The following is a 14,193-nucleotide window of genomic DNA, read 5'->3' on the forward strand; positions in this document are numbered from 1 at the left end:
TCTATTAATTTTAGTTAAATTAAATAGCTTTAATGCAATCTGTATAGCGGTATTTTTTAAAAATTATCCCTTTACAGATTGCATATTTTTTTTAAGCTTAAAATAAAAATGCCATCAGAAATTAATTAGGTATGATTATTTAACAGAAGAAGTTTAAAAGTTATATTTGTTGTATTAATCTTCCCCAATTCATTATGATTCTGAATTGGTTTATTTCTCTTTTAATTCGAGACTTGTACTTTCTTTCAATTTTAATAGAATGTTCATTACCATTTTTGGTTTTTATTTTTAAATAGTAGACTTTAAAAAATATGCAATACTTGTAAGTAACGTATATTTTTTCAATTTCATTGACTTCAAATTTTCTTGATTTGTCACTTTTAACAATTTCAAGCACTTCCTTTTCATTAAAATAAATTTCCATAAATAAAGTATTTATATTAAAATAATATATCTATTTTATATGAATACATTTAAAGGGGGCAGCAGTATGTATGTCTAAAATATAACTAAAAACAATCGTAAGTTATGATTTAATTAATGTTTTTACTAATTAAATTTACACTCATTAAATCAAAAAACTTTTTTATTTACGTATAATTACAAATAATTTACTTTTGATTTAAAAAAACAATAAGAATTACACTAAAAACATTAATAAAACCAATTTGGAATAAAAATTATAATTTTTAGAATTTCATTATTTAAATTCACAACCTCAATTTTAGAATATTTAAAATTCGTTTATATTTGAATTATGAAAACCGAAAAAGAAAAAATGCTGTCGGGTGAAAATTATTTTTCCAATGATAAAGAATTATCTCTAGATAGAAATAAAGCTAAAAAATTACTTCATAAATTAAATATTACAGAATATCTAATGAATGGAAATGCTCGAAATATCCTTAAAGAGTTATTGCCAAATGCGCATAAACGGATTTATATTGAACCACCTTTTCATTGCGATTATGGATATAATATTCAATTGGGCGAAATGGTTTATTTTAATGTAAATTGTGTGGTTTTAGATGCTGCAAAAGTTACAATAGGTAATAATGTGTTTATTGGGCCGGGAGTTCATATTTATACCGCTACACATCCTACAGACGCAATGGAAAGAAGAAAAACAGAATTTGCCAAACCAATTTTTATTGGCAACGATTGTTGGATAGGAGGAAATACTATAATTTGTCCTGGTGTTACAATTGGTGATGGATGTACAATAGGCGCAGGTTCTGTAGTAACTAAAAATATTCCTGCAAATTCATTAGCCGTTGGAAATCCAGCCAAAGTGATTAAAAAATTAAAGGAATAAAAAAACCGATGTATAATAATTAAGCATCGGTTTGTATATTAATGAAAATGATCTTCTTCGATTTCAAATTCGGCATCTTTTTCCCAAATTTCCATTTCACAAGGTTTGCAATTGAATTTTAGTTTGTATTCCAATTCGCCTTGTTTCAAAACCAAAGGTTCTTTTACTTTTTTGTCCATGTTTTCACGATGGTATTTTGGACAACGTTCTAATTCATATTTGATGCAATATTTAGTTGTCATTACGCGAGATTTTCCCGGATCCCATTGTAATTCGAATGCTTTTTCAATTTCGGTTACACCATGACGTTCGTAAAACTTACGAGCGGTTTTGTTGGCAACATTGTACATGAAATCCAATTTCGTTTCTGGATAAGGATGTGATGTTTTAACCAATTGGTGTTCTTTGCGCACATAATTTTTCAAACGAATTTCCGATAATTGTTCGTAAACGGTTCTTCGCATTTCGTTGATTTTTGAAATCGGAAGGAACCAATTTCCAGAAAATTCAATCGTAATTTCATCAGCTGTATACGGTGTAAATCCTGTTTTTGCTAAGTTGATTTTGAAGTTTTCTGCTAAAGATTCGTTGTTTTTTGTTGGCTCCTTTGGGTGAACCAAATTTACAACACTTACATTTCCATCTTCGTCGGTAGCAATTAATTCAAAACCTGTTACGTTTTCTTTTAATAGTAAAGTTGTGCTGATTTTTCGAACGGCACTGTCTTCTCTTTCAACTAACTTTATGAAAGCGGCATCGTTATTTCTATAAATGAAAGTGCCTTCTTTGATTTCTTTTAATACGTTTGGATATACGATTCCATTTTCTGCACGGTTAACGTAGATTCCTTCGGCTTCATTGTTTTCGTTGATGAAACACAATCCGTCGCCATTGTTTAATAACTCACCATTTTCAATTACGTATGAATTTCCAACGGTTTTCATTAATTTTCCAATATATTGTCCTTTTGATTTTGGACTTTCCCAAGAACCAATTGCTTGATGTCTTTCGTTTACAAAATAATCGGTATAACCACGGTTAAAACTTTTATCTAATGAAGAATCAAATAAGAAGGTGCATTTCCCAGAAGAAGCTTTGGTGTATTTATCGCTGTTTTCGTTCAAGAAAGCATCTAACTTTTGACGTAAATACGAAACGTTGTTTTTTACATATACGATGTCTTTCAAGCGACCTTCAATTTTGAAAGAAACAATTCCAGCTTCCACTAAATTCGGAATTTGATTCGAAACATCAAAATCTTTAATCGAAAGTAAGTGACTGTTTTTGATTAAAGTGTCGCCATTTCCATCAATTAAATTATAAGGTAAACGACAATTTTGTGCACAAGAACCACGGTTTGCCGAGCGTTCTCCATTGGCAACACTCATATAACAATTTCCACTAAACGAAACACATAAAGCACCCGTAACGAAAAATTCTAATTCTACATCAGAAGCTTCGCTGATTTCTTTGATTTGGTGTAAGTTCAATTCACGCGCTAAGACCACACGTTTGATTCCAGCATCAGCTAAGAATTTAATTTTATCGGCATCACGATTATTGGCTTGTGTACTCGCATGCAATACGATAGGAGGTAATTCCATTTCCATAATTGCCATATCTTGAATAATTAAAGCATCAACACCAATATCATATAATTTCCATATTAATTGACGACAAGGTTCTAATTCGTTATCATACAAAATGGTATTAATAACTACAAAAACTTGTGCGTTAAATAAATGTGCGTATTTAACCAAATCTGCAATATCTTCAACAGAATTGGTAGCATTAGATCTTGCACCATATAGAGGAGCACCAATGTAAACGGCATCTGCACCACTATTTATGGCTGCAATCCCTTGAATTAAATCTTTTGCTGGCGCTAATATTTCAATCTTCTTCTTCATTTGTAAAACGTTAATTATTCGGAATTTGCCGAAAAAAAGTGTGCAAAGTTCATACAAAAAAACCGAGATTTCTAATTCAAGTTGACTTTTTTTGAATTTTGGACATAAAAAAACACGAATTAATCTAATTTATAAATTAATTCGTGCTAATATGTATTTGTTGTAATATAATTTAAGAAACCGCTTCTTTAATTCTTTTCATTGCTTCTGTTAATAAAGCTTCACTTGTAGCGTAAGAGAAACGAATGCAGTTTGGATTTCCAAAAGCATCACCTGTTACCGTTGCAACATTTGCTTCTGCTAATAAGAACATAGAAAAGTCGGTTGCGTTTTTAATTTCGGTTCCTTTAATAGTTTTACCAAAGTAGAAAGAAACATCAGGGAACACATAAAATGCACCTTCTGGAACATTCAATTTGAATCCTGGAATTTGGTTTACTAATCCTACTACTAAATCTCTACGATTTTTGAAAGCTGAAACCATTTCGTTTAATACGCTTGGATCAGCTTCAACTGCAGTAATCGTAGCTCTTTGTGCAATAGAATTCGCTCCCGAAGTAACTTGTCCTTGAATCTTGGTACATGCTTTTGCGATAAATTCTGGTGCTCCGATGTAGCCAATTCTCCAACCTGTCATAGCGAATGCTTTTGCTACTCCATTAACTGTGATTGTTCTTTCTAACATTCCTGGAATCGATGCAATACTGCAAAATGTTCCTGAAAAGTTGATATGTTCGTAGATTTCGTCTGAAACTATATATACGTGTGGATGTTTTTCTAAAACTTTAGCTAAAGCTGTTAATTCTTCACGATTGTAAACCGAACCACTTGGGTTACAAGGTGAACTGAACCACATCATTTTTGTTTTTGGTGTGATTGCTGCTTCTAATTGTTCTGGTGTGATTTTGAAATCGCTTTCTACAGAAGTAGGAACTTCAACAGGAACACCGCCAGAAAGTTTGATGATTTCGAAATATGAAACCCAATATGGAGCAGGAAGAATTACTTCATCACCATCGTTTAACATTACTTGTGCAATGTTATATAACGATTGTTTAGCTCCTGTAGAAACTACAATTTGTGATGGTTTGTAGTCTAAATTATTATCTCTTTTGAATTTTTTGCAAATGGCTTCTTTCAATTCTAAGTAACCTTCTACAGGAGTATAAGTGCTGTAGTTTTCGTCGATTGCTTTTTTTGCAGCTTCTTTAATAAATTCAGGAGTGTTGAAATCAGGTTCTCCTAAACTAAGGCTAATAATGTCTTTTCCTTGTGCTTTTAATTCTCTTGCCAAAGCTGCCATAGCTAATGTTTGTGAAACAGCTAAGTTGTTGATTCTGTCCGATAACGGGTTCATTGTGTGTTAGTTATTATAGTTAATACAAAAGACGCGATTCCTCGCGTCTCTCTGTTTATTATGCTAATTGTGGTTTTCTTCCTAATTCTCTCAAATGTTTGAAGTGAGATGCGATTGCCGATCGAGTCGTTTTAAACTCGTGATATGGTAAGTTACATTCAGCTGCTGTTTGTTTTACAATCTCTGCAATCTTATTGTAATGAACGTGACTGATATTTGGGAAAATATGGTGTTCAATTTGATGATTTAATCCACCTGTATAATAATTTACAATCCAGTTTTTAGGTGCAAAGTTAGCGGTAGTAAACAATTGGTGAATAGCCCAAGTATTTTCGATTTCACCATTGTCGTCTGGTATTGGGTTTACAGTGTCTTCTACCACGTGTGCTAATTGGAATACTACACTTAAAATTAATCCTGCAGTATAATGCATTACTACGAATCCTAGTAAAACTAACCACCAGTCTACTCCTAAAACCATTGGTAAAACCAACCAAATTGAAAAGTAAATTACTTTTGTAATTACTAAAGTAGTCCATTGAAAAGCAGGACTTTTAGCTTCTCCATATGATAATTTTCTTTTTAAGTAACGTTTCATTTGAAGGAAATCAGTAGTGATAGCCCAGTTGAACGTTAATAATCCGTATAAAAAAATTGAATAATAATGTTGAAATTTATGAAATTTTTCCCATTTAGCTTCTTTTGTAAATCGTATAACACGACCTGCATCTAAATCTTCATCATGACCAATAATGTTTGTATAAGTATGATGCAAAACATTATGTTGTACTTGCCAGTTATAAACATTTCCAGCTAAGATATAGATACTTCCGCCCATTAATTTGTTTACCCAAGATTTGGTTGAATAAGCACCGTGATTGCCATCGTGCATTACGTTCATTCCAACTCCAGCCATTCCAATTCCAATTACTACGTTAAGTAATAAATAAGTCCAAAAAGGCATATCCATTGCAAGCAAAAAGAAATAGGGAGTAAGGAAAAGACCGAACATTACAATTGTTTTTAGGTGTAATTTCCAGTTTCCTGTTTTGTCAATTTTATTTTCTTTAAAATAATCGTTTACTCTTTTATTTAATGTTCTGAAAAACTTCAGATTATCTTCTTTTGAGAAAATCGGGGATGTAGTACTCATAAATATTCTATTCAAATTTTGTCAAAGATAATTATTATAATTTTTTCATTTATGATATTCCTCATTTTTTATTCACGAAAAAGCGTATTTTTGTGCAAAATTTAACTAATGGACGAAATTTTAAGACAATTTCCTAATTTATCTGATAATCAAATACTTCAGTTTCAAAAATTACAATCGTTATACGAAGATTGGAATGCAAAAATTAATGTGATTTCACGTAAAGACATCGACGAATTATACACGCGTCACGTTTTACATTCATTAGGAATTGCAAAAATTATCGAATTCCGTCCAGGTTCCAAAATCATGGATGTGGGAACAGGTGGTGGTTTTCCTGGAATTCCATTAGCTATTTTGCATCCAGAAGTTGATTTTTATTTGATTGATGTTATTGCGAAAAAAATCCGTGTAGTGAATGAAGTGGCTGCAGGTTTAGGATTAAAAAACGTAAAAGCTGAACAAAAACGTGCCGAATTGGTAAAGCAAGAATTTGATTTTATTGTTAGTCGCGCGGTAACCAATATGCCTGATTTTGTAAGTTGGGTAGATGGTAAAATTTCAAAAAAACAAAATCACGAATTAGCCAACGGAATTTTATATTTAAAAGGAGGCGATTTAACCGAAGAATTGGCAGCTTTTCCAAAAGCAACAGAATATAATTTATCGGATTTCTTTACTGATGAATTTTTTGAAACGAAGAAAGTGGTGCATTTACCGTTGAAGTATAAAAAATAGTGATTAGTGAAAAGTAACTAGTGAATAGATAATAAGAGATTTTAAAAAAGAATTATTTCTTTATTATTAAAGATTTATAATGACAAATATAAATTATACTGATTTAGTAAACATTAAAGCAATTTCAATAAAAGGGACTCAATTAAAGGAAATTCTTGAATATTGGGATGCTGTAGATAGAAGTTATCCAAGTTATATTGAATTTAACAAATCTATAAATAAGCTTGAATCTTTGAATGCTATTAAAATTAACAAAATCGGAAGTAACTGGCAAATTTCAAATGTGCTTTATAAGCATATGAGTTTTTTGGAAAAAATTCGATATTTTTTGAATCCCAACAATAAGTTCCTTGTGAAAATTTTGTCAAGATTGAACGAAAATTGTAATGCAATTGACATCAAAATTACAGAGGAAGATTATGAATTAGCTTTTAATAAAATTTTATAAATAAGAAAACCCGATTCTCAACTGAAAATCGGGTTTTTTATTTTTACTTCGGACTAAGATTATCCTAAAAACGGATATTTATAATCTTCAGGTGTTACAAATGTTTCTTTGATCGTTCTAACAGAAGCCCAACGCAATAAGTTTTGAGATGAACCAGCTTTGTCGTTAGTTCCAGAACCTCTTGCTCCTCCAAATGGTTGCATTCCCACAACAGCACCTGTTGGTTTGTCGTTGATATAGAAGTTTCCAGCCGCATTTTGTAAAGCAACGGTTGCTTCTTCCACCGCATAACGACATTGGCTAAATACTGCACCTGTTAAAGCATATTCTGAAGTTTCGTCAACTAATTTTAATGTTTCAGACCATTTGGCGTCTTCATATACATAAATCGTAACTACGGGTCCAAATAATTCGGTTTCCATAGTTGAATATTTAGGATTTGAAGTTAAAATAACCGTTGGTTCTATAAAATAACCTTTTGATTTATCATAATTTCCACCAATGATTATTTCCGCATCGCTATCTTTTTTAGCTTGGTCAATGTAACGTGCTAATTTGTCAAACGAAGCTTCTGAAATTACAGCAGTAATAAAATTACCCATATCTTCTGGTGAACCCATTTTCATCGATTTCAAATCGGCTTCTAATTTTGCTTGAATTGCTGGCCATAAACTTTGTGGTACGTAAACACGAGATGCAGCACTACATTTTTGTCCTTGGAATTCAAATGCACCACGAGCAATTCCTACTGCAACTTGCGCTGGATTTGCTGATGGATGTGCAATGATGAAATCTTTACCGCCAGTTTCTCCAACGATTCTTGGATAGGTTTTGTAAGTAGCGATATTGTTTCCGATAGTTTTCCAAATGTCATTGAAAACGCCAGTTGAACCAGTGAAGTGAACTCCAGCTAAATGTGGATTGGATAAAACTACGTCAGAAACCATTCCAGAATCACCCATTACCATATTGATAACACCATCTGGTAAACCTGCTTCTTTGAAAACTTGCATTAATACATAAGCAGAGTATACTTGAGTTGCTGCTGGTTTCCAAACTACCACATTACCCATTAATGCTGCGCTTGAAGGTAAATTTCCAGCAATAGCAGTAAAGTTGAATGGAGTAATGGCATATACAAAACCTTCTAATGGTCTGTATTCAACACGGTTCCACATATCTGATGTAGAAGCGGGTTGGTCAGCGTAAATTTTTGTCATGAATTCTACGTTGTAACGTAAGAAGTCAATTAACTCACAAGCAGCGTCAATTTCGGCTTGGTGAATCGTTTTTGATTGTGCAATCATAGTCGCTGCATTGATTTTAGCACGGTATGGACCAGCTAATAATTCAGCTGCTTTTAAGAAAATACCAGCTCTGTTTTCCCAAGCCATTGCTGCCCATTTTTTGCGAGCTTCTAAAGCAGAAGTAATTGCTTTTTCAACTAAGGCTCTGTCTGCTTGATGATAAACACCTACGATATGTTGGTGATCATGTGGAGCCGACATGTTTTTGGTATTACCCGTTTTAATTTCTTCGTTACCAATATATAAAGGAACTTCAACTTGAGAATTCCACATTTTTGTATAAGTTGCTGCAACAGCTGCTCTTTCAGGAGAACCTGGTGCATACGATTTTACGGGTTCGTTAACCGCTTTTGGGACATTAAAAAATCCTTTTAACATGGTTTTGAATTTTAGCTTCTCTCATTTAAGACAAAGTCCTTGAGTGAAAATTAGACAATTTTGTGTGTTGTTTTACTAGTTTTTCGTAAACGAATACAAAAATACGAAGTATATTTTGAATTATCGATAACAAAAGTGACTTAGCTTAAATAGATAACTTTTAATTAATAGCAAATGGAGCGCTAAGTTTAAATGTAGGGATAATGACTCTAAAGCTTCTGGTTGAGGTAAAGTTTACCATATTAAAATAACCTTTCATTGCTCCAATAGGAGAAGAAAGTAAGCATCCGGAAGAATAAGTATAACTTTCACCAGGTTTTATAACGGGTTTTTCGCCAATTACGCCTTCACCATCTACTACCTCAATATTATTTAGTGCGTCGTAAATTTCCCAATGACGTGTGGTTAATTGAACCGAATCTTTACTTTGGTTTTCGATTGTAACTTGATAAGTAAAGGCAAAATGAATCTTATAGTTCTTGAAGTAAGTTCCTTCAAAACTAGTTAAAACTGAAATTTTTATGCCTCTTGTAATTTGACTTACCATAAATTAAAATAAAATTATTCCTAAAAGCATCATTACTAAAGCACAAATACTTAAGAATAAAAAGAATAGCGGATTCAAAAGTATAAATTTTATAATAGTAATCCAACGACTTTGCTCATAAAAATTTCTTAAAGATTTGTAGAAATATAGAGGAAATAAAAACGCAAATGATATTCCAGTGATAAAGTTTGATAACGTTTCGCTTATTAAACTTATTAAATTGAAAATCATCATGCATAAAAATATGAATGTAAAAAAAGTATAAGCAAAGACTAAATGTTCGGTATAATTAATTTTTTTGGAATAAAAAACGATCCAAAACATTAATGTTAATATGGGTAAAGAAAGAAAAATAAAAAACGGAAGCTTTTGGTAAAAGTAATCGAAAAGCTCTTCATAGATGTTGTTCGATTTAAAAAGTTTTGCTTTTTTACAAATTGTGTTATAGGTAAAGTTGTTCTCAAAACCTAATTCTTTTAGTATTTGGGCATCTGATTTTTTTGGATATTTTAAGTGGAAGTTTCTTAGAGAAGTTATGTAATAAACTAAAGGATCTAAATTTCGATTAATGTTTTGATCAATAAAGTTTTTAGTGTATATAGAGTCTTTGCTGTATTCGATTTGATCTTTTAAAAGTTTATTTTTTATTGCTGGGTTAGCGTTTAATAATTTTAAAGCAGTACTGTCTTTTTTTATTTCTTCTTTAAGTTGTTCGTTGTTCAGTTCTTCTTTTGCTCTGTCAGTCGATGGTGTCATATCACCTTCCGTTACATTAAAAGAAATAAAAAGAATTATTGATACGCTTAAAAATAATCGGAAAGGATTAGCATAAGTGTGTCTTTTTCCTTCATTATATTCTTTTGCTAAAACACCTGGTTTTGTAAAAATAGAAAGGATAGAATTTCGTAATCTAGAATCGTAAGCATAAAAATTAGAAAAAAACTCTTCTATAAAATCGTTAATTGTTATTTTTTTAGTAGAGTTTAATTGTCCGCAATGATGACAATATTTTTCGCTAATGTCTAACGATGTTTCGCAGTTGATACATTGAGTTCCTCTATATTTTATATCTTTTCTGCTCATTCTTAATTTCGGATAACTTCACTATTTGTATTTGCAATTCCGATAACTCTGTCGTATCGTTCGTTATTTCCTCTGTAATATACAATTGTGGTGTAGTTATTTTCAGTTTGAAAAAAATTACCATCAATTGCATTTTCATAATCTATTTTTCCAGATTTATCGGTAATAACGTATTCGTAATTTGTAAATCCTTGTTTTAATAAAATTGCTTTTTCATACATATTCGAAATTTTATTAAACTCCATTTTATTTTCATCTGTTAACGCATAATTGTTGAACATGCCCACAATGTAAATGTCTTTATCAAATAAATTGGAAGTGTTAAGTCCGAAATAAATCCAAGAGTAATCTGCTTCAATTTGTGGATTTGCTGCGTTTGCATTTTGAATAAAAAAATTACCATTTATATCAGGAAAATAGGTGTAAGGGAGTTTTTTCCGAGGTGTATTTATGTATAAATAAGTGTTGTAAATGTTGTCTCCTGAAGTTACTTTTGCTACAGTGTTATTCGTTGCTCTAATAATTTTGTTATCAATGCTATAAGTTTCATTGCCAGCCCAAAATTGTGTTTCTTTATTGTATCTGTATATTAATTCAGATCCTAAAGTGTACTGAGGCTTAATGTTTGAAATACTGTTTTTCCAGTTTCCATTTTGAAAAATCGTAACTTTTACATTCTGAATAGGGTTTTGTAAAACTCTATCGCCATAATTTATTGTCATTTCAATGTTTTGTTTGCCATCAAGGCTATCAAAATCTCTAGCTCTTCTTACTAATAATCCTATCGATACTTGCTCTTCGTAGATGATAAATCGACGACTAAAAACAATTTCTCCTTCATCATTTAAAACAGTAATCATATAATTCCCGCTTTTAGTAATTTGGTTAAATCGATTTGGAAATACTTGTTTGTAGTGCGAATATAATTGTAATGTATTAAACGAATTTTCATACGTAATAATTCGTTGATTATCCATTCCGTTTAAATATTCAACTTTTGCAAGGTCTGAAAGTCCAGACCAATCGTAGTTGTATTGTGTAATGGTGTAATAGTAATCTGCTTCATCACCATAAAGATCGTCAAATCTTAATTCGAATGATTCGCCTAGTTTAAAAAAAGGGATTACATTATTATTGTTAACAGTAAAAGATATAGTCTTTATGTTAAATGGAGGATCTTTTTCAATTCCGTTTTGTGAGAAAAGAATAAGGCTGTATAAAAGACTAAATATGAAAAAAAATTTATTCATTTTAAAGTAATAAAGATGTAAAAATAACAAATCTTTGATAACAATTGCTAATCCTGTTAATATATTAACGCTTTATAATTTAGAATTATTATAAATAAACTAAATCTCCAACTTTATTTTTGGTATGCTGCTATGTAATTGATTAAATTTGCACGTTTTATAGTAAATTTTTTAACAATCATATCTTCAAAAATATGTCAAAAGACATTCGAATTAAAAAAGGTTTAGACCTTAAGTTGAAGGGTGAAGCAGCTCATAAGATAGCTGATGCCACTCGCTCGAAAGTCTATGCTGTTAAACCTTCTGACTTCCATGGAGTAACTCCAAAGATGGTAGTAAAAGAAGGAGATAACGTTAAAGCGGGAGAAGTAATTTTCTATTCTAAATCAGATGAGAAAGTTAAATTTGTTGCTCCTGTAAGCGGAAAAATTCAAGAGATCAAACGTGGTGAAAAAAGAGTCATTTTAGAGATTCTTATTGCTGCTGATTCTCAGGATATTTGCGTTGAGCATAGCAAGAAAAATCCTAACGATTTATCAACAGAAGAAGTAAAAGAACATTTGTTAGCTTCTGGATGTTGGCCATTTATCAATCAACGTCCTTATGATGTTATTGCTAATTCTGCTGACACGCCAAAAGCTATTTTTATTTCAACTTATGCATCAGCTCCATTAGCAGCTGACGCAGAGTATGTTTTAGAAAACAAGTTAGCTGCTTTTCAGGTTGGTGTAGATGCTTTAGCAAAATTAACTTCTGGTAAAGTTCATTTATCATTAAAAGGAAAAGGAAACTCTATTTTTAGTGATGTAAAAGGTGTTGCTTTACATAGAATTTATGGTCCTCATCCTGCAGGTAATGTTGGTGTTCAAATTTCTAAAATTGACCCAATTAGTGCTGGAGAAAGAGTTTGGACAGTTGCTCCTCAAGATGTTGCTTTAATAGGTGAATTATTTTTGACAGGTAAATTCAACAGCACCAGAACAGTTGCATTAGTAGGTTCTGAAGTTTCGGAACCTCAATATTATAATGTAATTGCTGGAGCACAAGTGAGTGACTTAGTTGCTGGGAAAATTAAAAACGATAATGTAAGAATTATTGCTGGAGATGTTTTAACCGGTAAAAAAGTAACTTTAGATGGTGTTGTAAATCTTTACACAAATACTGTTTCGGTTATACCAGAAGGTAATGTGTATAGAATGTTTGGTTGGATGCCATTTGCATCTCCAAGTGTTCATAGTATGCAAAGAACCGCTTTATCTTTCTTAATGCCAGGTAAAAAATATACTCCTAATACCAATTTAAATGGAGAGGAAAGAGCATTAGTAGTTACCGGTGAAATGGAGCAAGTAATGCCAATTGATATTTTTCCAATGCAATTATTAAAAGCTTGTATGGCAAATGATATCGAAAAAATGGAAAATTTAGGTATCTATGAAGTAGCGCCTGAAGATTTTGCTTTAATTGATTATACTAACACATCTAAATTAGAGGCTCAAGATATTATTAGAAAGTCTTTAGATTTAATGATTAAAGAAGTAGGATAAAGATGAAATTTTTAAGAGATAAAATAGACCAAATTAAGAAGCCTTTTGAGAAAGGTCAAAAATTGGAAAAATTTGCACCTGCGATTAATGCACTTGATACTTTCTTGTATGTTCCAAATCATACAACAAAAAAAGGAGCTCATATTCGCGATGCTGTAGATTTAAAAAGAACTATGATTACTGTTGTTCTTGCATTAGTTCCAGCTTTAATTTTCGGAATTTATAATGCAGGTTTTCAACATTTTTCACAAATTTCAGGTTCAGATATGTCGTTCGGAAATTTATTTACTTTCGGTTTATGGAAAGTAATTCCAATGATTATCGTTTCTTATGCGGTTGGATTAGCAATAGAATTTGCTTTTGCAATTTACAGAGGGCATGAAGTTAATGAGGGTTATTTAGTTACGGGATTATTAATTCCAATGGTTATGCCGGTTGATTTGCCTTTATGGATGTTAGCACTTTCAGTTGTGTTTGCAGTTGTAATTGGTAAAGAGGCTTTTGGTGGAACTGGTATGAATATATTAAATCCTGCTTTATTAGCAAGAGCATTTGCTTTCTTCGCTTATCCAACATTCATGTCTGGAGATAAAGTATGGGTTGCTGATGCTTCTACTGTTGATGCTGTTTCTGGTGAGACTATCTTAGGTAAATTAGCAGCAGGTAAAGATGTAGCTTATTCTACAATGGACATGTTTACGGGAGTAATACCTGGTTCAGTAGCAGAAACTTCAACGTTATGGATTTTAGTTGGTGGACTTATTTTAGTTGCCACTGGAGTTGGAAGTTGGAGAATTATGGTAAGTGGTTTTATTGGAGCTGCATTAACTGCTTTTGCTTTCAATTCTTGGGGAGCAAATGCTTTAATGAGTTTTGAATGGATAAATCATTTATTTGTTGGAGGTTTAGCTTTTGGTATAGTTTTTATGGCAACAGATCCAGTTTCTGGAGCTCAAACTACAAAAGGTAAATATATTTATGGTTTCTTAATTGGATTCTTTAGTATTTTAATTAGAATTTTTAATCCTGCATATCCAGAAGGGGTAATGCTAGCCATTTTATTATTAAATGTGTTCGCGCCAACTATTGATCATTATGTAGTAGAAGCTAATGTGAAAAGAAGAAAAGCAAGAGCTGCAAAAAAACAACTTAAAACTGCTTAA

Annotated in this window: 13 protein-coding genes; 5 read left to right on the forward strand and 8 right to left on the reverse strand. The window is 31.7% G+C overall.

Translation table 11 applies throughout. The features are described from left to right. Positions 1–160: 160 nt before the first annotated feature. A complete protein-coding gene (locus GFJ99_RS03035) occupies positions 161–424 on the reverse strand; it encodes a hypothetical protein (protein ID WP_153207481.1) in 264 nt (87 codons plus the stop codon). 333 nt (positions 425–757) lie between these two features. On the opposite strand from GFJ99_RS03035, the gene GFJ99_RS03040 reads away from it, so the two are divergent. Beyond that, positions 758–1,315 carry a sugar O-acetyltransferase gene (locus tag GFJ99_RS03040; protein WP_008256237.1) on the forward strand — a complete coding sequence of 186 codons (558 nt, stop codon included), beginning with the start codon at positions 758–760 and terminating at the stop codon, positions 1,313–1,315. A gap of 38 nt (positions 1,316–1,353) precedes the next feature. Here the strand turns inward: GFJ99_RS03040 and GFJ99_RS03045 are convergent, their stop codons facing one another. The 3 genes from GFJ99_RS03045 to GFJ99_RS03055 all read right to left on the reverse strand — a co-directional run bounded on the left by GFJ99_RS03045 (position 1,354) and on the right by GFJ99_RS03055 (position 5,735). After that, positions 1,354–3,225, reverse strand: coding sequence for a U32 family peptidase (locus tag GFJ99_RS03045; RefSeq protein WP_153207482.1), 1,872 nt, complete (start codon positions 3,223–3,225; stop codon positions 1,354–1,356). A gap of 172 nt (positions 3,226–3,397) precedes the next feature. Next, positions 3,398–4,582, reverse strand: coding sequence for a pyridoxal phosphate-dependent aminotransferase (locus GFJ99_RS03050; protein ID WP_008256239.1), 1,185 nt, complete (start codon positions 4,580–4,582; stop codon positions 3,398–3,400). Positions 4,583–4,640: 58 nt separating this feature from the next. Further along, positions 4,641–5,735 (reverse strand): acyl-CoA desaturase, encoded by a 1,095-nt coding sequence (locus GFJ99_RS03055; RefSeq protein ID WP_153207483.1) that lies wholly within the window; start codon positions 5,733–5,735, stop codon positions 4,641–4,643. A 108-nt stretch (positions 5,736–5,843) separates the two neighbouring features. Between GFJ99_RS03055 and rsmG the strand changes: the two genes are divergently transcribed. Continuing rightward, entirely contained in the window at positions 5,844–6,473 is a 630-nt protein-coding gene (gene rsmG, locus GFJ99_RS03060) for a 16S rRNA (guanine(527)-N(7))-methyltransferase RsmG (protein ID WP_008256241.1), read from the forward strand. 79 nt (positions 6,474–6,552) lie between these two features. Then, entirely contained in the window at positions 6,553–6,921 is a 369-nt protein-coding gene (locus tag GFJ99_RS03065) for a hypothetical protein (protein WP_153207484.1), read from the forward strand. A gap of 59 nt (positions 6,922–6,980) precedes the next feature. Here GFJ99_RS03065 and pruA read toward each other — a convergent pair whose 3' ends face one another. The 4 genes from pruA to GFJ99_RS03085 form a co-directional block, all read right to left on the reverse strand. Then, complete coding sequence (pruA, locus tag GFJ99_RS03070) at positions 6,981–8,606, reverse strand: L-glutamate gamma-semialdehyde dehydrogenase (RefSeq protein WP_153207485.1); 1,626 nt, start codon at positions 8,604–8,606, stop codon at positions 6,981–6,983. Between the two features lie 160 nt (positions 8,607–8,766). Further along, positions 8,767–9,153: a Co2+/Mg2+ efflux protein ApaG gene (gene apaG, locus GFJ99_RS03075; protein WP_008256245.1), complete on the reverse strand. Its 387-nt coding sequence runs from the start codon at positions 9,151–9,153 to the stop codon at positions 8,767–8,769. A 3-nt stretch (positions 9,154–9,156) separates the two neighbouring features. Then, the gene (locus tag GFJ99_RS03080) at positions 9,157–10,236 is read right to left on the reverse strand and encodes a DUF3667 domain-containing protein (RefSeq protein ID WP_153207486.1); all 1,080 of its coding nucleotides are present in this window, start codon (positions 10,234–10,236) and stop codon (positions 9,157–9,159) included. Positions 10,237–10,238: 2 nt separating this feature from the next. Next, positions 10,239–11,486 (reverse strand): DUF5103 domain-containing protein, encoded by a 1,248-nt coding sequence (locus GFJ99_RS03085; protein ID WP_153207487.1) that lies wholly within the window; start codon positions 11,484–11,486, stop codon positions 10,239–10,241. A gap of 194 nt (positions 11,487–11,680) precedes the next feature. On the opposite strand from GFJ99_RS03085, the gene GFJ99_RS03090 reads away from it, so the two are divergent. Continuing rightward, positions 11,681–13,030, forward strand: a complete 1,350-nt coding sequence (locus tag GFJ99_RS03090; RefSeq protein WP_153207488.1) for a Na(+)-translocating NADH-quinone reductase subunit A — start codon at positions 11,681–11,683, stop codon at positions 13,028–13,030. A gap of 2 nt (positions 13,031–13,032) precedes the next feature. After that, positions 13,033–14,193 (forward strand): NADH:ubiquinone reductase (Na(+)-transporting) subunit B, encoded by a 1,161-nt coding sequence (locus GFJ99_RS03095; RefSeq protein ID WP_008256253.1) that lies wholly within the window; start codon positions 13,033–13,035, stop codon positions 14,191–14,193.

The sequence above is a fragment of the Flavobacterium sp. LMO6 genome (genome assembly GCF_009495795.1).
Lineage (GTDB): Bacteria > Bacteroidota > Bacteroidia > Flavobacteriales > Flavobacteriaceae > Flavobacterium.

Coding starts and splice junctions, on each gene's coding strand:
- GFJ99_RS03035 (WP_153207481.1), bottom strand. CDS start 424: ATGGAAATTTATTTTAATGAAAAGGAAGTGCTTGAAATTGTTAAAAGT.
- GFJ99_RS03040 (WP_008256237.1), top strand. CDS start 758: ATGAAAACCGAAAAAGAAAAAATGCTGTCGGGTGAAAATTATTTTTCC.
- GFJ99_RS03045 (WP_153207482.1), bottom strand. CDS start 3,225: ATGAAGAAGAAGATTGAAATATTAGCGCCAGCAAAAGATTTAATTCAA.
- GFJ99_RS03050 (WP_008256239.1), bottom strand. CDS start 4,582: ATGAACCCGTTATCGGACAGAATCAACAACTTAGCTGTTTCACAAACA.
- GFJ99_RS03055 (WP_153207483.1), bottom strand. CDS start 5,735: ATGAGTACTACATCCCCGATTTTCTCAAAAGAAGATAATCTGAAGTTT.
- rsmG (WP_008256241.1), top strand. CDS start 5,844: ATGGACGAAATTTTAAGACAATTTCCTAATTTATCTGATAATCAAATA.
- GFJ99_RS03065 (WP_153207484.1), top strand. CDS start 6,553: ATGACAAATATAAATTATACTGATTTAGTAAACATTAAAGCAATTTCA.
- pruA (WP_153207485.1), bottom strand. CDS start 8,606: ATGTTAAAAGGATTTTTTAATGTCCCAAAAGCGGTTAACGAACCCGTA.
- apaG (WP_008256245.1), bottom strand. CDS start 9,153: ATGGTAAGTCAAATTACAAGAGGCATAAAAATTTCAGTTTTAACTAGT.
- GFJ99_RS03080 (WP_153207486.1), bottom strand. CDS start 10,236: ATGAGCAGAAAAGATATAAAATATAGAGGAACTCAATGTATCAACTGC.
- GFJ99_RS03085 (WP_153207487.1), bottom strand. CDS start 11,486: ATGAATAAATTTTTTTTCATATTTAGTCTTTTATACAGCCTTATTCTT.
- GFJ99_RS03090 (WP_153207488.1), top strand. CDS start 11,681: ATGTCAAAAGACATTCGAATTAAAAAAGGTTTAGACCTTAAGTTGAAG.
- GFJ99_RS03095 (WP_008256253.1), top strand. CDS start 13,033: ATGAAATTTTTAAGAGATAAAATAGACCAAATTAAGAAGCCTTTTGAG.